15 protein-coding genes are annotated in these 20,318 nt (G+C 65.1%); 4 read left to right on the forward strand and 11 right to left on the reverse strand.

From position 1 onward, the window contains the following. Positions 1 to 229 precede the first annotated feature (229 nt). Positions 230 to 814 (reverse strand): hypothetical protein, encoded by a 585-nt coding sequence (locus tag ACFFDA_RS26175; RefSeq protein WP_404480187.1) that lies wholly within the window; start codon positions 812 to 814, stop codon positions 230 to 232. Between the two features lie 506 nt (positions 815 to 1,320). Here ACFFDA_RS26175 and ACFFDA_RS26180 point away from each other — a divergent pair. After that, complete coding sequence (locus tag ACFFDA_RS26180) at positions 1,321 to 2,145, forward strand: IS5 family transposase (protein ID WP_404477960.1); 825 nt, start codon at positions 1,321 to 1,323, stop codon at positions 2,143 to 2,145. 152 nt (positions 2,146 to 2,297) lie between these two features. Here the strand turns inward: ACFFDA_RS26180 and virB11 are convergent, their stop codons facing one another. The 9 genes from virB11 to ACFFDA_RS26225 are packed head-to-tail and all read right to left on the reverse strand — an operon-like array spanning position 2,298 to position 12,758. Beyond that, positions 2,298 to 3,335: a P-type DNA transfer ATPase VirB11 gene (gene virB11 / locus ACFFDA_RS26185; protein ID WP_404480189.1), complete on the reverse strand. Its 1,038-nt coding sequence runs from the start codon at positions 3,333 to 3,335 to the stop codon at positions 2,298 to 2,300. 6 nt (positions 3,336 to 3,341) lie between these two features. Continuing rightward, entirely contained in the window at positions 3,342 to 4,427 is a 1,086-nt protein-coding gene (locus tag ACFFDA_RS26190; RefSeq protein WP_404480190.1) for a TrbI/VirB10 family protein, read from the reverse strand. 3 nt (positions 4,428 to 4,430) lie between these two features. Continuing rightward, the gene (locus ACFFDA_RS26195) at positions 4,431 to 5,363 is read right to left on the reverse strand and encodes a TrbG/VirB9 family P-type conjugative transfer protein (protein WP_404480191.1); all 933 of its coding nucleotides are present in this window, start codon (positions 5,361 to 5,363) and stop codon (positions 4,431 to 4,433) included. Next, the gene (locus tag ACFFDA_RS26200; protein ID WP_404480192.1) at positions 5,360 to 6,571 is read right to left on the reverse strand and encodes a type IV secretion system protein; all 1,212 of its coding nucleotides are present in this window, start codon (positions 6,569 to 6,571) and stop codon (positions 5,360 to 5,362) included. The genes ACFFDA_RS26195 and ACFFDA_RS26200 overlap by 4 nt, the downstream gene beginning before the upstream one ends. A 4-nt stretch (positions 6,572 to 6,575) precedes the next feature. Then, the gene (locus ACFFDA_RS26205; RefSeq protein ID WP_404480193.1) at positions 6,576 to 8,990 is read right to left on the reverse strand and encodes a VirB4 family type IV secretion/conjugal transfer ATPase; all 2,415 of its coding nucleotides are present in this window, start codon (positions 8,988 to 8,990) and stop codon (positions 6,576 to 6,578) included. Positions 8,991 to 9,018: 28 nt separating this feature from the next. Then, on the reverse strand, positions 9,019 to 9,303 hold the full coding sequence (locus tag ACFFDA_RS26210) for a type IV secretion system protein VirB3 (protein ID WP_404480194.1): 285 nt from the start codon (positions 9,301 to 9,303) through the stop codon (positions 9,019 to 9,021). 4 nt (positions 9,304 to 9,307) lie between these two features. Then, on the reverse strand, positions 9,308 to 9,688 hold the full coding sequence (locus tag ACFFDA_RS26215) for a TrbC/VirB2 family protein (RefSeq protein ID WP_404480195.1): 381 nt from the start codon (positions 9,686 to 9,688) through the stop codon (positions 9,308 to 9,310). Beyond that, a complete protein-coding gene (locus tag ACFFDA_RS26220; RefSeq protein WP_404480196.1) occupies positions 9,685 to 11,115 on the reverse strand; it encodes a DUF1501 domain-containing protein in 1,431 nt (476 codons plus the stop codon). The genes ACFFDA_RS26215 and ACFFDA_RS26220 overlap by 4 nt, the downstream gene beginning before the upstream one ends. Then, the gene (locus ACFFDA_RS26225) at positions 11,079 to 12,758 is read right to left on the reverse strand and encodes a DUF1800 family protein (protein WP_404480197.1); all 1,680 of its coding nucleotides are present in this window, start codon (positions 12,756 to 12,758) and stop codon (positions 11,079 to 11,081) included. The genes ACFFDA_RS26220 and ACFFDA_RS26225 overlap by 37 nt, the downstream gene beginning before the upstream one ends. Positions 12,759 to 13,475: 717 nt before the next feature. Here ACFFDA_RS26225 and ACFFDA_RS26230 point away from each other — a divergent pair. Continuing rightward, on the forward strand, positions 13,476 to 14,909 hold the full coding sequence (locus ACFFDA_RS26230) for a M16 family metallopeptidase (RefSeq protein WP_404480198.1): 1,434 nt from the start codon (positions 13,476 to 13,478) through the stop codon (positions 14,907 to 14,909). 12 nt (positions 14,910 to 14,921) lie between these two features. Beyond that, positions 14,922 to 16,331: a M16 family metallopeptidase gene (locus ACFFDA_RS26235; RefSeq protein WP_404480199.1), complete on the forward strand. Its 1,410-nt coding sequence runs from the start codon at positions 14,922 to 14,924 to the stop codon at positions 16,329 to 16,331. A gap of 42 nt (positions 16,332 to 16,373) precedes the next feature. Here the strand turns inward: ACFFDA_RS26235 and ACFFDA_RS26240 are convergent, their stop codons facing one another. Next, on the reverse strand, positions 16,374 to 18,425 hold the full coding sequence (locus ACFFDA_RS26240; protein ID WP_404480200.1) for a protein-disulfide reductase DsbD family protein: 2,052 nt from the start codon (positions 18,423 to 18,425) through the stop codon (positions 16,374 to 16,376). A 122-nt stretch (positions 18,426 to 18,547) separates the two neighbouring features. Between ACFFDA_RS26240 and ACFFDA_RS26245 the strand changes: the two genes are divergently transcribed. Next, positions 18,548 to 20,245, forward strand: a complete 1,698-nt coding sequence (locus tag ACFFDA_RS26245) for an alkaline phosphatase family protein (protein WP_404480201.1) — start codon at positions 18,548 to 18,550, stop codon at positions 20,243 to 20,245. Positions 20,246 to 20,318 lie beyond the last annotated feature (73 nt).

The raw sequence follows: 20,318 nt of genomic DNA on the forward strand, positions 1-20,318 counted from the left end.
TGTGCTTGCGATAACCCCGAATCGCTGGCGCTGCTGCATGATGGTGACGCAAATGCGCTCATATCAATCCAGGCGATGCAATGCTGGAGGTGTTCATTTTTCCCAAGTTTACAGTAACTGCATCAGTGGCGAAAAATAAGTAACGTAAATGGAAATTTTATAAGTTAATTTGACTTTCTGTATTTGTCAATCTGACAAAAATAAATTTTTTCGCGCTTGCATCCTGATTTCAAGCCACCCATTTTTGACGTGCACTCGGCGACACCACGCGCAGCGTCTTTGCGGCGTCCCTCAAAGTCTTGTTCATCGCCATGATACCGTGTTTGGTAAGGGTCAAAAAGGCGCGTCTTTTGTCTTCCGGGTCTTCGTGCCTAGTCAGCAAGCCCCGATCGACCAGGATCGAGACCCATCGCAGAGCTGTTGTCGAGGGAACGGCAGAACCAATGCATGCGCTCGTGATGCTTACGGTCTTCCCTTCGGACTGGCGTGCATAGATGTCGAGCAGTATGTCCCATCCAGCTTCTCCCATTATTTCCTTGTCGAGATGATCCTCGCGTTTACGCCGCACTCGATACAGCCCAAGCGCAAGTTTGGCCAACTCAGGCGTTATTTCTGTCAGTTGATCTGCTCGTATTATTTCGTCGCCATTCATCAGGCCTTCCGCACTCTGGGCGACCTGAAGGTGAGGATTCAGCGCGGTGAATTTTGCCAGTGCATCGTTCAAATGCGCGGCTTGTTGCGATAGTTGCTCAAGCATCTCTCGTTGTTTCTCCTCAATCGAGGAGTCGTTTGCAAAATCAGTCTGTCGTTTCATGCCGTCATCCCGAATCTCTAACACTCATTAAGTGTATTCACGGGGGTCTGGAGAAATGCGTTAAAGTTCATTCATCTACGGTAAATTACATTCAATGTGGATTTATTACCGCTTATGAAATTTATTTCAACACGACAGCAAAGCTTTGCATCGCTTGGCAGCGATATCCGTTGCAAGCATCAAGCCCCGTCTACTGAAGGCAGCGTAGGCGAAAGAGAGGGAAAGTCTGCCATTCGGCGGATCGCTTCCAAGCCTTCGTGGACATGCGCAGCGGCGATGTCCAAGCCGCACGCGTCCATGCGGGTAAGGATCGCCTCCAGCTCTGAAAGGACATTTTGCACTTCAGACATGTAGGATAGATCACGCTCCATCATATTCGCCTTGCTGCCAAAAAATACGTATTAGCACATGGCATGTTCAAGACAAATCAGCGTGGATCTTAGAGGCTGTTTGGAAAATCGTTGCCGGGGGTTGTCGCGAGGCTCTGCGTCTGATTCAGGCTCTGGATGTGGACCCAGCAGAGCCGAGGGCGAATGGCCCAAATTGCCAAGAAGACGAAGCGCTATCCCAGTGATCTGACCGATGAAGAATGGGATCGCCTGGCGCCCCTGATGCCCAAGCCGGGGCGCCGGGGCCGTCCACGCGAGGTGGATTTTCGCGAGGTGATCAACGCCGTGCGCTACCTTGTTCGTTCGGGCTGTGGCTGGCGGATGCTGCCGATCCATTTCGGGGCATGGCAGACAGTCTATGGCTGGTTCCGGGAACTGGCTCGCAGGTTCCTGTTCCAGACAATCCACGACATCGAACTGATGCTCGATCGCGAGCGCCAAGGGCGAGAGGCCAGTCCGAGCGCAGCAGTGATCGACAGCCAGTCGGTCAAGGCGCCATCGGCAGAAAAGCGTGGGTTCGACGCAGGCAAGAAGGTTGTCGGGCGCAAGCGGCATATCGCCGTCGATACCGATGGGCGGCTGCTGATGGTCAACCTGACCACTGCGGACATTTCGGACAGCGCGGGCGCTCAGACCATCCTCGATGGCATCCGCAAACGCTGGCCCTGGATCAAACATCTCTTCGCCGATGGCGCCTATGACCGCCTCAAGCTCATGGACAAGGCAAGCTATCTGGATTTCGTCGTCGAGGTCATTCGACGCAGCGATCAGCAGCAGGGCTTCAAGGTGCTGCCCCGACGATGGGTCGTCGAGCGGACCTTTGGCTGGATGATCCGATGGCGCCGATTGGTCCGTGACTACGAGAAGCGCATCGACGTCTCGCAGGCCATGATCCTCGTCGCTATGGGCGGCAATCTCCTACGCCGAAACGCTCACCCCTGATTTTCCAAACAGACTCTTAGCCCAGATGCGATAACCCGAATTGCGATCGTTAACGTAAGTTCCAGCCTGGGCCCGCGCGCAACATGACTGTCCGTGAGAGCCGCCGATGCGTGGCACTCCTGCCGTGGAACTGGAAGGGTGGTCACCACAAATTACACCAGCGTCGCGCTTTGTGCGATCGCGGAGATGCCCCGCTTGCCGCCGCTGCGGTCGAGCTGCACCACGATGTCGATCACCGAGGCGGCATATTCGAGCGTCTCGGCCCGGGTCAGGCCGATGCCGGTCTGCATCGACATCAGCGCGATCTGCTCGAGCGCACCGCGCGGGGAATTGGCGTGGACGGTCGAGAACGAGCCGGGATGGCCGGTGTTGATCGCGCGCAGGAAGCTGACCGTCTCGGTGCCGCGCAGCTCGCCCAGCACGATCCGGTCGGGGCGCAGGCGCAGCGCCGCCTGCAGCAGGTCGTTGGCCGAGACCTTGGCCTCGCCCAGTTCGCCCTTCACCGCGATCAGGCCGACGCCGTTGGCGCCCGGCAGGCGCAGTTCGGCAGTATCCTCCACCAGCACCACGCGCTCGTGCTGCGGGATCTCGGAGAGCATCGCGTTGAGGAACGTGGTCTTGCCGGTCGAGGTGCCGCCCGAGATCAGGATCGTGCGGCGACGGCGGATCGCATCGCGCAGGAAGGCGATCGGCTCGGCCATGGGATCGGGCGTCGGCGCTTCCACCGGCGGCACGATCGGCCCGCGATCGTAGGCGTCGAGCGGCAGGTCGAGCAGGCGATGGCGCCGGATCGCCAGCGCCCAGTGGCTGCGCGTCGCCGGCGGGCCGACGAGCTGGATACGCGCACCGCTCTGGCCACCATAGGCCGGCAGCGTGGCCGACAGCAGCGGATGCTCGCGGTTGATGCCCTGGTGGCTGATCCGCGCGACCTGCTCGGCAAGGCGCTGGAGCAGGCGGTCGTCCATCTGCGGAAGCTCGACGCGGCTCATGCCGGCATGGTCGGCGTCTTCCACCCAGATCTCGCCGGGGCGATTGACGAGGATTTCCGTCACCGTCTCGCGCTCGAGCCAGGGCCGCAGCGGCGCCAGGTACGCATCGAGGTAGACGCTGCGCGCGGCGCCGGGCTCCACGGGCACGTCAGCCATGGAACCGTGTGCCGCATGGGGCTGCAGGGTGAGAACGTCCGCCATGTCGCGTCACTGGACCTTGCTGAAGTCCAGGTCCTTGGCGGTGAACACGCGGATCGGCTCGCCCTGGCGCACGCGGATGGTCGGGCCGATCTGCGAGCCGTTCTGCACCGCCTGCGAGGCCGCCGAGCTGCCGCCCGCGACGACCACGCTGGACCCGCTCGAGGCGAGCGTCGTCAGCCCGCCGACCACCGAGAGCAGCATGGCCGAGCCGAAGCGCTCGAAGAAGTGGCTGTTGACCTTGCCCGGAAGGCCGGTCTCGCCGCCGAAGGAGACGGCCGGCGAGCCCAGGTTCACCGAGACGCCGTCCGGGCGGATCAGGCGCGACCAGATCACGTAGGCGCGCTTCTGGCCCGCCGTCAGCCCGCTCTTGTACTGGCCGATCAGGCGCGAGGAGCGCGGGACCAGCACGCGCTTGCCGTCGAAGCTGCGCACGTCGGTCGAGACGATCGCGCGCACGTAGCCGGGGACGTCGGTGTCGATCGCGGTTTCCAGCACGGCGGGGATCAGCGTGCCCTGGGTGACGGTGGTGGCCGGGTCGAACGAATGGGTGGCCGAGGCGGTGCCGCCGGTGCCGCCGACGCGTGCGGCGAAATCGTCGTTGGGGGTGCCGCCCTTGGCCGCTTCGCCGGCCGGGCCGGTGAGCGGGACGGCGGCGCCGGTGCCGACATCGAACACGACGGTCGGGCTGGCGTAGCGGCTGGCCTGCGGGCCGGCGGCGGGATTGGTCACGGGCGGCGCGGCGAGGACCGGGGCGGGCGCGGGAGCCGCCAGCGGCGCCGGCGCGGCGGCCGGGACGACGGCGGGCGCGGGAACGACGGCGGCGGGCACGGCGGGCTGCGGCACGGGCGCCGCGGGCTTGGCGCCGGCCGGGCCATTGCGCGCCGTATCCATCGACCACAGCGTCAACCCGCCGAGCGCGGCGACGATCAGCACGCCCGCGGCCAGGCCCAGGCCGTCGGCCTTCTTGCGCTGCGAGACGCGAGGCAGGACGTTGCGGGTGGCAAGGTCGATGATCTGCGCGCCTTCGCCGTCACGCGGATCGGTGGCGGCTTCCGGAGCGAGGCGTTCGCGCAGCGAGGAGTTGGGCGCCATGGGTCAGTTCCCCGAGGAGTTTGGTGCCGCGACCGCGACGGAGGTGGCGGGAGACGGTGCGGTTTCGGCGGCCACGACCACCGGCTTCGCGGCCGGGGCCTGGGTCTGGGTCTCGGCCCGGGCCTGCCGGGCCGGCGCGACGGGCGCAGCGCGCGCGGCGAGCGGGCGCTCGTTGACGAGTTCGGCCTTCGACTTGCCCGAGCGCAGGACGATCGTGCCCGGCACGTCCTCCAGCACGATCGTGGCGCCGCGCACGGCATAGTTGACCGGGCCTTCGTCGCCCTTCTCGTTGGTAACGAGGATCGCCGGCACCGGCGTCTTGTCGGGCCAGAGCAGGTAGGTGGACACGCCGTCGTCGTAGATGCGCGCAGGCATCAGCTTCTCCACGCCGACGCGCTTCCAGGCGAAGTTCAGCGCGGCGGGATCGGCGGGGATCGCGGCCGGGTCGCCCGCGGCCAGTGCCAGTTCCGCCGGGTCGAGCGAGGCGACCGCAGCGCCGCCGCCCGTGCCCGTTCCCGTGACCACCGGACCCTGCTTGGGCTCGTCCTTGTAGGTGAAGCGCAGCATGTAGAGCGGCCGCGCCTTGGCGGAGGCGACGAGGTCGAAGAAATAGGTGTGGCGGTTGGTCACCACCGTCATGTTGGTGCGGGCCGTAGCCTCCAGCGGCTTTACGAACAGCAGGTCGGCGCGCTTGTTGGGCGTGATCTGCCAGGCCTGCGAATCCCCGACCGCGACGTTCTCGATCGCCTCGTTCTGTCCGAAGGCGATGGTCGCCTGGACGCCGGCCTTGCCATCGATGCGCACGACCTCGTTGTCGCTGAAGGCATGGGCGACGAGGCGCGGGTCGGACGGGACGCTGGCCCGGGCCTGGGCGGCCAGCGCCAGGGTGGCAAGGCTCGCCGTCAGAGCGAGGGTGCGCAGGGGTGCGCGGATCATCGTGTCTTCTCCTTCGCCGGCAGTCTGCCGGAGTCGTTCGAGGCGCGGAAGCGGCTGCCGATGCCACGGGCGCGCGGGGCCGATTCGCCCTGCCGGAGCGGTTCGAGCCCCCCGCCCGCGACTTGCGTGATGACGGTCCGGCGCTCGCTTGAAGGTAAAAGAGAAGGGCCGCTTTGACCGCGTACATCGGCCATGACTGGTTCACCTGTGGTCGCGATTGCGGAAGTGCGACTGCGGTAGGCTGTGGCTGATCCTGCCGATGCAGTTGTAGTCATGGAATCGGCCGTTTGCTGGGACGCGCCGTTGGCTTCACGAGCGTCGTTGGACCCGATGCTGAAGATCTTCCAACCCGACACCGTTGTTGCTGCCACTTTCATCACCATCATCATAAGCGCAACATGCACGAAGGAGATGACGAAGAAGGCCATGGAAGCTCGTCCGTCTATTGTTCCCAATTGAGAAAATTGAAGAAGGGCATTGGTGATCGGCACCAGCAGTTCGAGCGTGATCCCGCCGCCCAGCACCACGAACAGCGGCGTCACGGCGGTCAGCACGACCCCGCGCAGCCAGCCGGCGGTGAGGCCGCGGGTGCCGCCGAACAGCGCCATGATGACGAAGATCGGGCCGAGCGCGAGCAGCACGGCCAGCGCGATGCGCGCGGTCAGCAGCACGCCCACGGTGCCCAGCAACAGCAGCAGCGCGCCCATCCACATGACGCTGTCGGGCGTGAACAATGCTGATGTCGATAATGGGCTTGCTCCGTTTGAGGCTCCCCGAGCCTTAGCTGACGCCTCGCCAACAGCCTTGAAGACGATGTCGATCCGATCGCCGAAGAGCTGGGTCGCCGAGCCCTTGGCGCCCATCAGCACGCCCGCGATCCAGTCCGGCCCGCCCACCGCGAGGTTCCAGACGACGCCCTGGTAGGCGATCCAGCTCGTCGCGAAAGTCAGCACCACGCCCAGCCGCAGCATGCGCGGGGTCAGCGCCGAGACGCCCAGGCTGGACCGCCCGGTCAGCAGCGAGAAGGCGAAGAAGGCGATGTAGAGCGTGAGCAGGATGGTGAGCACCGGAGCCATCGCCCCGCCCGCCCCGAACAGCCGCCCGAAGGCGGAAGCCGCCATCTCGTTGGCCACGCAATCGACCGCGCGCAGCGCCGGAGCGACACCGGCGGAGGCGACTTCGGTGAGCTGATCGCAGGCCACGCTCATGGCCTTACTCGGCCGCCTCGGTCCAGAGCGCGTCGTCGTCGGCCTCGCCCGGCCAGGGCATGCCGGTGAGCACCGGATACCAGTCCTGCGGCGCGTCGCCGTAGCGTTCGCGCAGGCCGTCGAGCTTGCGCACCGTGCTCTCGCGGCCCGAAAGGACCGTCAGCACCTCGGGCATGCCCGACAAGTCGAGGCGCACCACCACCGAGGCGTCCGACTGGCGGATCAGGAAGCAGCGCGAGTGCGCGGGCAGCGTGCGGATGACGTCGAGTTCGTGGTGGGACAGGCCGAAGCCCTCGCAGTAGTCCTCTGCCCGTGCGCGCGAGTTGGGCATGAACACCATCGTCGCGGTCTGCTCGACCAGCGCGGTGGCGATCTTGGAGTCGAGCGCGTCGCGCGCCGACTGCGTCGCGAAACCGACCAGCGCGTTGCGCTTGCGCAGGGTCTTGAGCCAGTCGCGGATGCGGGCGGCGAAGACCTCGTCGTCGAGCGCCTTCCAGCCCTCGTCGATCAGGATCATCGTCGGCTCGCCGTCGAGGCGTTCCTCGATGCGATGGAACAGGTACATCATGACCGGCGTGCGCAGGCGCGGGCTTTCCAGCAGCGCGGTCATGTCGAAGCCGAGCACGCGCTGGCTCAGGTCGAGCCGGTCGTGCTGGTTGTCGAACAGCCAGCCGTTCTCGCCGCCCTGCAGCCATGCATCGAGGCGCGAGGCGAGGTCTCCGGGCTGCGGCCGACGCGCGCCGGCCAGCAGTTCGCGAAAGTGCGACAGGCGGCGCAGCGACGGGTCGTTGTGATAGGCCGCATCCACCGCGCCGGCGATCGTCGACAGCTCCTCGGGCCCCTTGGCGGCGAGCAGGACACCCAGCCAGTCGCGCAGGAAAGCGCGGTTGCCGGCAGTGTCGGGAAGCGAAAGCGGGTTGAACCCGGTCGGATGGCCGGCGGCGATGCGGCTGTAGGTGCCGCCGATGCCGCGCAGGAACACTTCGGCGCCGCGGTCCTTGTCGAACAGAATGGTGCGGGGCGCGAACTTCTGCGCCTGGGCGGCGAGGAAGTTCATGACCACGGTCTTACCCGAACCCGACGGACCGATGACGGTGAAGTTGCCGAGATCGCCCTGATGGAAGTTGAAGAAGAACGGAGTGGAGCTGGTGGTCGACAGCAGCGTCACCGCATCGCCCCAGTGATTGCCGCTCGCCTGGCCCATCGCGAAGCCGTGCAAGCTGCCGAAGCAGGCCATGTTGGCACTGGAGATCAGCGCGCGGCGCACGATGAAGCTCTCGTTGCCGGGAAGCTGGCCCCAGAACGCGGGCTCCAGGTTGACGTCCTCGCGCACCGCGACGGCGCCGGCATCGGCCAGCGCCGCGGCGCAGGCGGCCGTGACGTCGTCGAGCTGGTCCAGCGAATCGGCGCGCACGAGGACCGTGAGGTGGTGGTCGCCGAAACCGACCGAGCCGGTGCCCAGCGCATCGCGCGCGGCGGACATCTCGCGGCGCTCGGCCACGGCTTCCTCGTCGGCGCTGCGCAGGCGGCGGATCGACAGGTCGATGCGTTCGCGGGCGATCTGGCGGTCGGCCGGGGCATACGTCTCGGTCAGCACCAGTTCGCAGGGCATCCGCAGCAGCGCGTCGGTGAGGCCCGGCGCGGTCGAATCGGGGTAGTCCTTCAACGACACGATCGAGCCGAAGCCGCCGCCGGTGGCGCCGCGCAGTTCCAGCGCGTCCATGCCGAAGCTGGCGCGGCGGTAAGGCAGCATGTGGCCGACGTCGGTCTCGTCGGACGGGCGGCGCACGGGCCGCATCTCGCCATTGTAGAGCGCGCTGAGCAGTTCGAGCACTTCCGAGCACTGCCCGGCCGCGCCCTCGTAGTCGCCCAGCAGCCGTGCGCCATAAGCGCCGAGCGAGGCGACCATCGCCGAGGCGGCGGCGCGCAGCGCGCGCACGTCGCCGGGATCGGCCTCGACCGCTTCGGCTTTCGACTTCATCATCCGCGACAGCTTGTCCGCCCAGCCCGCCTTGCCGCGCGCGGGGCGGCGCACCAGGGTGACGAACTGGTCGTTGACGAACAGCGCGCCCGAGGAGGTGCGCGAACGCCAGCGCGCATCGATGTGGGCGGCCAGCGGATCGTCGAACTGGCCGTCCATCTCGATCTCGACACGGCGGCGGATGACGTGATGGTACAGCACGAAGCGCGCGTCGAGCGCCGAGCGCAGCAGCACTTCGCGGGTGGCGACGTGGGCGTTGAGTTCGTCGCTGTCGGCGGTCTCGAAGGCGAAGCCGGGGACCATCAGCGAAAGCATGACCGACCCGTCGCGCAGGCGCACGACGTTCTCGTCCACCAGCCCCGCATAAGGCAGCCGGTCGCCGGCAAGGACTTCCTTGCTGCCCCAGCCCTTCAGCGGCGATTTGAAGCTCTTGCCCATACCTGTAGTCCCCCCGCGCCCGTGTCGCTTACGGCGCGTAGCTGTTGCAGCCCCAGCGCTGCCAGTTGGCGACGCGCGGGCATTTGCTGACTTTGGCGATCCACAGGTCGAACACCCGCGGTTCGCGAAGACAGGCGAGGTATCCGGCGGTGTGGATCGCGAGCGCCGCGGGCAGCGCCCAGAAGCTCTTGGTGATGAGGAAGATTTCCGTCGTCACCGCGGCATTGATGATGAAGAAGCTGTAGGTCACGCCCGCGAACATCTGCGGCCGCGTGAGCGCGCGATGCACGGGATACCGGGCGAGCGAACTCATCGCTTCAGCCCACCGCCGCCGACTGGATGCCGGTGACGATCGCGCCGGCGCCGAACAGGATGAACACGCCGATGATGACGGTCGCTCCGAAGCGCCAGTTCATCCGGCCCGTCAGCATCATGAAGCCGACCGCGGCAACCGCCATGACCGCAACCGCAGTGGCGACGTTACCCAGCAGCGTCCCTTGCAGCCAGCCGAGCGCGGCAACGATCGGGCCCGACCCGGCGGGGTCGATAGAAGTTTGCGCATGGGCAGTCAGCGGCGCACTTGCTCCAATTATTATAGAACCGATCCCGCGAAGTGCGTTTTTCGTTCTGGACGGGCGGCGCCATAATGGCCCTGTACGAGTGCTCAGCCACATTGCCCTTTGCGACGCGTATTTCATACGAACCCCACGTTCCACTTGGCCGCATCGAAGTTGACGATATTGGGAAGCAGCAGGCTCAGATCCGACACAGCTATTCCAAACCAGCTTGCCAATGTGGCCGCATACTGGTCGACGGAGGTAGTTGGAATGAGCCTTCCCCGTCCAACGTCGTCATTAGTGTTGATACCCACAGCCGGCGGAGTTCCATAAAAACGCCTCCCCTTGACCGCTCCTCCTACGACAAAATGGGCAGCTCCCCACCCGTGATCGGAACCATCGCCATTGGAGGCAAGGGCTCGCCCGAAATCGGAAGCCGTAAAAGTGGTGACCTTCTCCGAAATGCCCAGAGCCACGGTCGTATCGTAGAATGCCTTCAATGCGGTGGCTAACGTTGCTAGCAGTGCGGGATGCCGCTCAGGGATACCGCTATGGGTATCAAATCCGCCCAAGGAGACGAAAAAGACCTGTCTTTTGGCGCTCGTCTGTGACGTTGATGCTATCATCCTGGCAACGATCTTGAGCTGGCTCGCCAAACTGTTTCCGGAAGGAAACAGCGCAAAACCGGCGTCCGGGGCTGTGTCCAGGGCTGCTCCGAGATTGTCACTCAGGGCAAGCGCTCGGCTCGTGACCTTTGCATATTCCCGGGAAAACATATCGCGCCCGGAATTCTTCATGATGTCGAGCATGGACGCATAGATCGAGGGAGAATCGGCGACCGTGGTTGATCCGTCGAACAGTTCGACAGCCCCATTCACGCCGATCGAATATCCGCCGGACTGGGTTCCCGAAACGAAGGCGGCTCTGCCCGCTGCGCTTATGCACGTCAGGGAAGGAATCCCATTATAGGCTTGGAGGAGGTCTCCGATCATGCCTCCCCAACCAACCGTGGGATTGGTAAAGCTTCCGGTCTGAAAAAAGTTCTGCTGATCCACGTGACTGAAAAGCCGGGGTGGCGCCATGGTCGGCAATTTTTGATACTGAACCTTGTTGATGGGCTGCAACAAGGTTCCCACATTCAAAAGAACAGCCATCCTCGCGTCATCGAATATTGGCCTCAAGGGGGCGAGTGAAGGATGGAGGGCAAACTGGCGTCCGCCAAGGTCCGTATCTGTCGACAGCAAGGTTGCTGCCAGTTGCGAGCGATCCAACGCGATGCTTTGGCGAGCCGCCAGATAGAGATTGTAATTCTCGGGATCGTATGGCGGCAGCGTGTTTTGATCGTCGTTGCCGCCATATAAAAATATACAGACAAGCGCTTTATAATCGTCAGCTGTTGTCGCCGCAGCATGCCCAATCAGACCAAGGTTGCAGGCAAGGCTCGCCCCAGTGCCCGCCGCTGCGAAATGCGATGCGTAGCGGAGGAACTCACGGCGCGATTGATTAGAGCCTATATACATAGCAGCCCCTTTTATTTCTGAACCATGCAGTCGGGAGAAACGGCGCATAGCAGCACCCCGACTTGTGCTCGGCTCTGCAGACCGCTTGCACTGGTGCTGGAAATAGCGCTGACAGAACTTGCTATCTTTGCAGCGATCCCGGCGGGTATGCGACCTGCGGCGATGCGGATGCTGACTTCGTCTACCAACGCTGCGGGATCAGGGGCCAGTACCACCAGATCGCTCAAATCAAGCTTGATGTCCCCGCTGGCAAGGCCCGACCGCACGGCTTTGCGCACGGTATTTGCATATCCGATCGTGGAGACCTCATCAGTTATCTGAAACTCAGGCGCGACCAGTCCCCGGTTGTAGAACTCGGAGCCCGGCGGAGAGTAGGCAGGTTGAAAGAAATTGAAGACCGATGGACTCGTACCGGGTGATTGCCCGATAATCGCTCGTAAATCCTCCATTTTCCAGCTCCCCGCTGCTGACGTCGCCCTGAACGCGCGCAGAACACCGGACAGTCTCTGCACCGGAGATCGCAGCAGGCCGAAACTATCGCTCTGGGCCGCGTCATCGCTGCGAGCCTCTGCATCAGTGAGAATAGCACGAATGACCGCCTTGAGCTCTCCGCGCTTTCCGTTTCCGTCATTTTCGAATGCGGCTGCAGCACGCGATACGTAGGCTGGCGATGGATTGCTCGTAACCAACCGCTGGATCAGATTCTTGGCAAAGAACGGCGCCACATTGGGGTGCTGGAACAGAACATCCAATGCCGCTTCGACCGCAACTTTGCCGCCGCCGGTGACTTTCGCACCCAGAAATGTGGTTTCCCCGGTCTCGTTCGTCGCCGCATCGATAATCAACGGTTTTTGGCGGAAATCTGGCGTCGATAAGTCGCTTGAAGGAAATGAGAAGCCGGTAAAAATGCGAGAGAGTTGGGACACATCTGTGGCATTATACGTGGCGATAGCCTGTCCATCGGGCCCCAATTTTTTTGTTCCATCCGGATTGAGTTCATACAAACCAATGGTAAACAGTTGCATCATTTCTCTGGCATAATTCTCGTCCGGCACATTTCCTGACGAATTCTGTTTCCTGCTACCAACATAGGTTAAGTATTCACCCATCGCTGTCGAGTAGGTAACAGCGCTCAAGAGAGTTCTGAAATTTCCAAAAGCGTGATCAAGCAGAATGTCCATGTAATTTGCAAGGGCAAATTGCGGCCATCCGACAATGATGTCGTTTATGCTAACTACGAAAATGTCCAATAAAGCCAAGGAAATTTTCTGTCTCATTTGATCTAAACCAGAGACGGTCTGGCGCCATACGCTGAAATTCCAATGAGATTTATTATATTTATTTTCAATAGTATTGAAGCTCTGCTCAATCATCCAGTCCCAATGTGACTGGCCCCTGGGCTGAGCAAATTGATTGTCCAGCCAAGCTCCCATACCTATTTGCACGAAGGCATCGATTTCCGCTCGTGTCGCCCCGTTGGTAGCCTGGCAAAGAAATCGACTTGCGCGCTGCTGCTCAATGCCGATAGGCAGTGTCGGCACGGCCGTTGGGGACGGCGTTGGTGTTGGGGAGGAGCCTTCCCCTCCGCCGCAGGCGCTGAGCGCGAAAGCGAACATTGGGACCAAGCTCGCAGTGCTGACCGTAGAGTGGTCTTGCGGAATTTCGGGTGCAGCAGAAATCGTATCTTGCATCGAACGATCCGTGATCGGGGAAGCCGGCGCAATTTTAGGCTTTGAAAGGGGGGGCTCGACAATAAGTAGGCGTCCTTACTTTCGACGCCTTTGAACCCCTTTTGGATCGGGTTTAGCTGCATATGTGCCCGATCTGGATGCTTTCGCCATTGCCTGCGGCTGCGACATTGGCAGCGACGGCAGGCCATTTTCAATCGGCGGATTTTGTCAGGGCGCGTGAAGCGAATTGGGTGCGGTTGCGTTGTCTCCCCGTCCTCAAGGAGAATATAATGCGAATACTCAAGTTTTCTGCCGCTCTTGCGCTGATCGCGGGAAGCGTCGGCTTGACCACTTCGGCAAGCGCTCAGAGTCACGACCGGCGCGACCGAGTGGAGCACGTAGAGCGCCGCGGCGACGTCCGCCGCGATCACGCTCGTGGCGACGAGCGTCGCCACCGGCGTTCGGTCCGGCATGGCCACAGCTATCGGAACGCGCGCCATTGCAAGACCGTATGGCGCGATCACCGTCGTGTCCGGGTCTGCCGCTAACGTGAAATGCCCCGGTCGAGAGGCCGGAGCATTTATCTGGCGAACCCACCCCCCAAATCCTTCGTCGATGCCAGGATGCCGCTCGTCGATTGTGTTCCGGGCGCCAGCCGGTAGTCTGCCATCCGATCCAGGTTCGCGCGCGTTCCGAATGGCCCGCGTCGACAGGGACACTTCCGGGAGCACAATCGACATGGTCTTGCACGGCAGACTGAAACGCGCCGCCTTCCTCGCCGCAGCATCGCTGGCCGCGCTCGCCGCAAGCCCTGCGCTGGCCGCGCCCCAGGCCGACAAGCTCGCGACCGCTCCTGTGCCGCAGGGCCAAGTCCCGGTCGAATACCACAAGCTGGCCAACGGGTTGAAGGTGGTCATCTCGCCCGACCACACTGTCCCCACCGCCACCATCGGCGTCTACTACGGCATCGGCTTCCGCATCGAACCGCGTGATCGTACCGGCTTTGCGCACCTGTTCGAGCACATGATGTTCCAGGGCTCGAAGAACCTGGGCAAGGCGGAGTTCATCGGCCTGGTCAACTCTAACGGCGGGGTGCTCAACGGCTCGACCCGGTTCGATTTCACCAACTACTACGAGGCCGTCCCCAGCAATGCGACCGAGACCTTCCTGTGGGCGGAGGCGGACCGCATGAAGGGCCTCGACATCACCCAGGAGAACCTGACCAACCAGCAGGGCGTGGTGAAGAACGAGGTCAAGGTCAACGTCATCAACCAGCCCTACGGTGGCTTCCCGTGGCTCGACCTGCCGCAGATCGCCAACACGAACTGGTACAATGCCCATAACTTCTACGGCGATCTCAAGGAGATCGACGCCGCGACGCTGGCCGACGTGCAGCAGTTCTTCAAGGACTACTACGTCCCCAACAACGCCGTGCTGGTGGTGGCAGGCGACGTCGACCCGGTGCAAGTGATGGGCTGGGTGAACAAGTACTTCGCACCGATTCCCGCGTCTGCTGCGCTCAAGTTCCCGGATATCTCCGAACCGCGCCAGACGGCGGAGAAGCGCTCGGACAAGACCGATGCGCTGGCGCCGCAGCCCGCGCTTTCCTTCGCCTACCACGTTCCGCCCAAGGGCACGCCCGAAGCGGCGGCGATGCAGTTGATCGACCTCATGCTGATCCAGGGTGGCGACAGCCGGCTGGCCCGGGTGCTGGTGAACCAGAAGGGCTATGCCGGCGAGGTCTCCGGCGGGATCAACTGGCCGCTAGGCAACGCCTACAACTACAACGGACCGATGCTGTGGTCGGCGATGCTGGTCCATGGGCCCGAAGTGAGCGATGCCGCGATCCTTGCCGATGTGGATGCGGTGGTGAAGGACCTGGCCGACCGGCCGGTCGGCGCCGCCGAACTCGCCCGCGCCAAGACCAAGGCGCGCTCCAGCCTCTACGACGCGATCGGTGACGGCTACCGCTTCGGCCTCGTCGACCTGCTTGCCAGCTTCGCCCTGTTCGACGACGATCCGGGGCGGATCAACCGTCTGGCGCAGGAGATCGACGCGGTCACTCCCGCGCTGATCCAGAAGACTGCGAAGGAATACCTGCGCCCCACCAACCGCACGATCATCAGCCTCAAGCCCGGCGCAGCTCCCGCGGCCCCGGCCGCAGCGAAGTAAGGAGGCATGACGATGACTTCGATCAAGGCACGTCTGACGGCCATGACGCTCTCCGCCGCAGCCCTGGCTTTCGTCGCCACCGCCGCCCCTTCGCTGGCCCGCGAAACGCCGCCCGGGCCAGCGGCGCCCAAGCCCTTCACCCTGCCGCCGCTCACCGAGTTCACCCTGCCCAACGGCATGAAAGTGACGATGGCGCAGCACGGCAACGTGCCCAAGGTGTCGATCCTCGCGACGACGCGTACCGGCAATATAGACGACGGCGCGAACGTCTGGCTCGCCGACCTGACTGGCGGGCTGATGCAGAAAGGCGCGGGCGGGCGAGACGCCTCGCAGCTTGCCGAAGCCGCTGCCGGCATGGGCGGTAGCCTGGCGCTGTCGACCGGGGTCGATGCCGCCACCGCATCGATCGACGTGCTGGGCGAGTTCACCCCGCAGGCCATCGGCCTCGTCGCCGACCTGCTGCGGCGGCCCGACCTCAAGGCGGAGGAACTGGAGAAGGTGCGCGCCGACATGCTGCGCAACCTGACGGTCGCCAAGTCCACGCCGGGCTCGGTCGCGTCCGAGGCGTTCCAGGCAGCGGTCTATCCCGACCATCCCTATGGCCGCGTGTTCCCGACGGCGGAGCAGCTTTCGGGCTATACGCTGGCCCAGGTGAAGGCCTTCCATGCCGCCAATTTCGGCGCGGCGCGCACGCATCTCTATGTCGTCGGGCGTTTCGATCCCGCGGCCGTGCGTACGGCGGTGGAGACGGCTTTCGGCGGCTGGGCGGCGGGCGCCCCGCCCACCGTGCTGCCGGCGCCCGCGGTCCGGGCCGCCAAGGTCGTGCTGCTCGACCGGCCGGGCGCGCCGCAGTCTACCGTGCTGATCGGGCGGCGCGTGGCGAAGCAGGGCTACGATCTCGACTTCCGCGCCACCAGCACGCTGCTCGGCGGCTACTTCTCCTCGCGCATCACCCGCAACATCCGGGAGGACAAGGGCTACACGTACTCGCCCGGCGCTGCGATCGCGCAGCAGGTGCAGGGCACGACCTGGATCGAGGATGCGGACATCTCCGCCGAATCGACCGGCCCGGCGATCACCGAGATCTTCAAGGAGATCCGCCGCATGCAGGAGACCCTGCCAACCCCGGCGGAAGTGCAGGGGATCAAGAACTACATGAACGGCACGTTCGTGATCGGCCTGTCCTCGCGCGACGGGCTGGCGGGCTCGCTGGCGGGGCTCGACGTGCAGGGTCTCGGGGCCGATTTCCTCAACGGCTACGTCGGCAAGGTGAGCGCGCTGACGGCGGCGGATTTCCAGGCGGCGGCAAAGCGGGAACTGCCGGTGGACAAGCTCAGCGTGGTGGTCGTCGGCCCGCTGGCAAGCGTGCGCCCGCAGCTGGAGAAGGTGCCGGAGATCGCTGGCGAGCTTCCGGCCAAGTAGGCCGCCCGTCCCCCCTGTCGCGAGGCGACGGGGGGCGTGGGGTCAGGTTCCGGCCTGCTGCGCCAGCAGTGCGGGCGTCAGCACTTGCGGCAGTTGCTCGGGGCTGCCGTCGCGCGCGTACCATACGTAGAGCGGCACTCCGGCAGCGCCCTGGGCGGTGAGGTAGCGGGTGATCTCGGGGTCGCGGCGCGTCCAGTCGCCGCGCAGGACCACGACGCCTGCCTTCTCGAAGGCCGCCCTGGTATCCTCGCGTTCGATGGCGACTTCCTCGTTGACCTTGCAGGTTAGGCACCAGTCGGCCGTCATCCAGACGAAGACCGGCTTGCCGCTGCGCCGTGCCTTGGCGAGTGCGTCGGGGGTGAAGGGCTTCGCGTCGATGAGCGAGGCGGCGGTCTGCACCGGGGCACGCGGCGCGGGCATCGTCAGCACGCCGATCGCGAGCACCGCCAGCGTCAGCAGCGCGGGCACCAGCGCCCGGCGACCCCGGCGCTGCGCCCGTCCGGCAAGCGCCAGCAGGGCAAGGAGCATCACCGCGAGGGCGAGCACGTAGGACAGCGAGGCCGGCCCGCCCAGGCGCCACACCAGCCATGCCAGCGCCAGCGCGGTCAGCGCCATCGGCACTGCCATGATCCGCCGGAACGTCACCATCCATTTGCCGGGCCGGGGCAGTCGCGCGCGCAGGGCGGGCACGAAGGCGACGGCGAGGAACGGCAGCGCGATGCCGATACCCAGCGCCGCGAACAGCGTCAGCGCGGGCACCACCGGCAGCAGCAGCGCCGCGCCCATCGCGCTCGCCATGAACGGACCGGTGCAGGGCGTGGCGACGAAGGCGGCAAGCAGCCCGGTGGCGAAAGATCCTTGCGCGGAGCCGCCGGAAGCAAAGCCCGGCACCGCGAACTCGAACAGCCCGAGCAGGTTGGCGGTGATCGCCACCGCCAGCGCGAAGAGCGTCACGACGACCCAGGGCTCCTGCAACTGGAACGCCCACCCGACCTGCTGTCCGCCCGCGCGCAGCACCAGCAGCAGCGCCCCGAGGCCGAGGCAGGCGACGATCACGCCGGCCGCATAGGCCAGCCCCTCGACCCGGGCATGGGCCTCGCTCTCGCCGGCACGGGCCAGGCTCAGGGCTTTCAGCGAGAGGATCGGGAAGACGCAGGGCATGACGTTGAGCAGCAGTCCACCCGCGACCGCCGCGAGCAACAGCCAGGGCAGAGCGGGGAGTTCGGGTGCCTCGCCGGTGGTGACCGGGACGCCTCCGGTGGGGACCCCGCCGGGCTTCGCCGTGAGGGCGATGCCATTGCCCAGATCGTCGAGGCGCAGGACGGCGTCGATCGCCTGTGCTCCCTGTGCCGCGAACCGGGCGCGCGGGATGGTCACGAGCAGCAGGTCGCCCTTGCGGCTGAACAGTTGCGGCGCGGCATAGTCGACCAGCTTGTCCTCTCGCACGAACAGGTGCGGGGCATCGAGCTTGACCGAGGCGGGAAGGGGAATGGCAAGGCGCAAGTCGCGGTCGCCAAGGACGAAGGCGGCGGGCGCGTCGAGCGGGGCGGGAAGGGCGCGCGTCCATTCGTCGAACCGGCCGGCGGCCTGGGCATCGGGCGCCGCGCCGACGACGATCTCGGTCGCAAGCTCCGCCCGCTCGGGGACGCAGAGCTGCTCGGTGCAGGCGAGCCACTGGGCCTTCACGCGCACCGGCAGGCGCGCACCGGGAGCGGCGCCGGCCGGCAGCACCACCGGCACGAGCACCGCATATTCGCTCTCGTAGACGTGGTTCATGAGGCCCTGCACCACCAGCGTGCGCGGCACCGGGTAACGCTGCTCGCCGACCTTGGCGCCTTCGGGAAGCTCCCAGGCGAGCTGCATGCCCAGGCCCGCGTCGCCCGGATTGATCCAGTAGCCATGCCACCCGGCCTCGGGCGTCATGCGGATCGCCAGCGTGGCCTGTCCCGCGCTCGGCGCAGGTCCGGCGACGAGTTCCGCGGCGATGTGGGTGGGCGCCGCGCGGGCGGGAACGCCACTTGCGAGAAAGACACCCAGAAGCGCCGTGACGTGACATAGAACCGTCATCAGGACGGCGTAGCGGCGCGATTCCATGGTGCTCCGATGCGTTGTCGGTGGTGCCGGACTACCCTTCCGCTCGGGCCTTGCGCTCGGGCGGCAATCCGGTCATCGAAGCATCTGCCCCCAACGCGCGGACTTTTCAAGGAACCTCCCCGATGCGCCCCCCCAAACTCTCGCTGGCCTTCTCCTCGCTCGCCGTCGCCATCGCGCTTGCAGGGAGCGCTCCGGCCTTCGCCCAGGATGCTGCTGCGGCCGCTCCCGCAGCGCCCGCCGCCGCTCCGGCGCCGCAGGGCCCGCCCAAGCTGATCGTCGCGATCTCGGTCGACCAGTATTCCGCCGACTTGTTCCAGCAATACCGCGAGCGCTACACCAAGGGCCTCGCCCGCCTGTTGCAGGGTGCGGTGTTCCCCTCGGGCTTCCAGTCGCACGCCGCGACCGAGACGTGCCCCGGCCATTCCACGCTGCTGACCGGCGTGCACCCCAACCGCACGGGAATCATCGCCAACAACTGGGTCGTTCCGGGCATCGGCCGCGCGGACAAGCAGGTCTACTGCTCCGAGGACGAGACCAATCCGAAGAGCACGTCCGAGGATTCGGTCATCAGCCCGGCACACCTCAAGGCGCCGACGCTGGGCGACCTGCTCAAGAAGAAGAACCCGGCCACGCTCAACGTCGCCGTCTCCGCCAAGGACCGGGCCGTCGTCATGATGAGCGGCCACACGGCGGACGCGGCCTATTGGTTCAAGGGCAAGGGTTTCACCAGTTTCGAGGATCGCAAGCTCTCTCCCGCGGCGCTGGCCGAGAACCAGGCGCTTGCCGCCGGCGTCGGCATGGGCGGCGCCGAACTGCCGGTTCCGGGCTGGTGCGGCCCGGTCGACCGTGCCACCGATGTCGGCGGCTTCACCATCGGGACGTATCGCTTCCCGCTCAAGGCCGGCGATTTCAAGGGCTTCTCCAATAGCCCGCGCATGGACCAGGCCACCACCGACATGGCGGTGCGCCTGCTCGACGAGATGCCGCTGGGCAAGGATGACGTACCCGACGTGCTCTCGGTCAGCTACTCGGCGACCGACAAGGTCGGCCACGCCTATGGCAACGAGGGCGTCGAGATGTGCATCCAGATGAACGTGCTCGACCAGACGATCGGCACCCTTCTCGATGCGCTCGACGCGCGCGGCATCGACTATGCCGTCGTCCTCAGCGCCGACCACGGCGGTGCCGACGCGCCCGAGCGCATGAAGCTCCAGGGCGTGCCCGAAGCCGCGCGGCTCGACGCCTCGCTGACCGACAAGGGCCTTTCGGATTCGGTCTCCAAGGCGACCGGCGTGGTGCCGAAGGATGGGCCGCTGCTTTACGGAGCGGGCGGTTCTGGCGACATCTGGCTGAACGCCGGCCTGACGCCCCGCCAGCACAAGAAGGTGGTCGCCGAACTGATCGCCGAGCTGAAGGCAAACCCGCAGATTTCCGGCGTCTACACCGCGCAGGAACTGAAGGCGGTCAAGGTTCCCAGCGGCCACCCGCAGGACTGGACCGAACTCGAGCGCGTCGCCGCCTCGTTCGATCCCGAGCGCTCGGGCGAAGTGCTGATGATGACGAAGCGCGCGGTCGTGCCGGGCACCAAGGCGGTGCCGGGCTACACCGCCACCCACGGCAGCCCGTGGGATTACGATCGCCGCGTGCCGATGCTGTTCTGGCGCAAGGGCCTCGTCCGCATGGAGCAGGCCCAGCCGGTCGAGACCGTGGACATCGCGCCGACCCTGGCAGCGCTGGTGGGTCTCACCGAACCGGCCGGCACCTGGGACGGCAGGTGTCTGGACATATTCGCCGGGGAGTCCGATAGCTGCGCGCGATGAGCGAGCACACTATCGATGCGAACCCGGCGGCCGCCAGTCTTTCTTCGAGGGGCGCCAGTCCTTCTTCGAGGGG

The sequence above is a fragment of the Novosphingobium sp. BL-52-GroH genome (assembly GCF_044813085.1).
In the GTDB taxonomy this organism is placed as follows: Bacteria; Pseudomonadota; Alphaproteobacteria; order Sphingomonadales; family Sphingomonadaceae; genus Novosphingobium.

Excerpts from the sequence above, each read along its gene's own strand:
- ACFFDA_RS26175 (WP_404480187.1), bottom strand. The coding sequence starts at position 814 with ATGAAACGACAGACTGATTTTGCAAACGACTCCTCGATTGAGGAGAAA.
- ACFFDA_RS26180 (WP_404477960.1), top strand. The coding sequence starts at position 1,321 with ATGTGGACCCAGCAGAGCCGAGGGCGAATGGCCCAAATTGCCAAGAAG.
- virB11 (WP_404480189.1), bottom strand. The coding sequence starts at position 3,335 with ATGGCGGACGTTCTCACCCTGCAGCCCCATGCGGCACACGGTTCCATG.
- ACFFDA_RS26190 (WP_404480190.1), bottom strand. The coding sequence starts at position 4,427 with ATGGCGCCCAACTCCTCGCTGCGCGAACGCCTCGCTCCGGAAGCCGCC.
- ACFFDA_RS26195 (WP_404480191.1), bottom strand. The coding sequence starts at position 5,363 with ATGATCCGCGCACCCCTGCGCACCCTCGCTCTGACGGCGAGCCTTGCC.
- ACFFDA_RS26200 (WP_404480192.1), bottom strand. The coding sequence starts at position 6,571 with ATGAGCGTGGCCTGCGATCAGCTCACCGAAGTCGCCTCCGCCGGTGTC.
- ACFFDA_RS26205 (WP_404480193.1), bottom strand. The coding sequence starts at position 8,990 with ATGGGCAAGAGCTTCAAATCGCCGCTGAAGGGCTGGGGCAGCAAGGAA.
- ACFFDA_RS26210 (WP_404480194.1), bottom strand. The coding sequence starts at position 9,303 with ATGAGTTCGCTCGCCCGGTATCCCGTGCATCGCGCGCTCACGCGGCCG.
- ACFFDA_RS26215 (WP_404480195.1), bottom strand. The coding sequence starts at position 9,688 with ATGAAATACGCGTCGCAAAGGGCAATGTGGCTGAGCACTCGTACAGGG.
- ACFFDA_RS26220 (WP_404480196.1), bottom strand. The coding sequence starts at position 11,115 with ATGCGCCGTTTCTCCCGACTGCATGGTTCAGAAATAAAAGGGGCTGCT.
- ACFFDA_RS26225 (WP_404480197.1), bottom strand. The coding sequence starts at position 12,758 with ATGCAAGATACGATTTCTGCTGCACCCGAAATTCCGCAAGACCACTCT.
- ACFFDA_RS26230 (WP_404480198.1), top strand. The coding sequence starts at position 13,476 with ATGGTCTTGCACGGCAGACTGAAACGCGCCGCCTTCCTCGCCGCAGCA.
- ACFFDA_RS26235 (WP_404480199.1), top strand. The coding sequence starts at position 14,922 with ATGACTTCGATCAAGGCACGTCTGACGGCCATGACGCTCTCCGCCGCA.
- ACFFDA_RS26240 (WP_404480200.1), bottom strand. The coding sequence starts at position 18,425 with ATGGAATCGCGCCGCTACGCCGTCCTGATGACGGTTCTATGTCACGTC.
- ACFFDA_RS26245 (WP_404480201.1), top strand. The coding sequence starts at position 18,548 with ATGCGCCCCCCCAAACTCTCGCTGGCCTTCTCCTCGCTCGCCGTCGCC.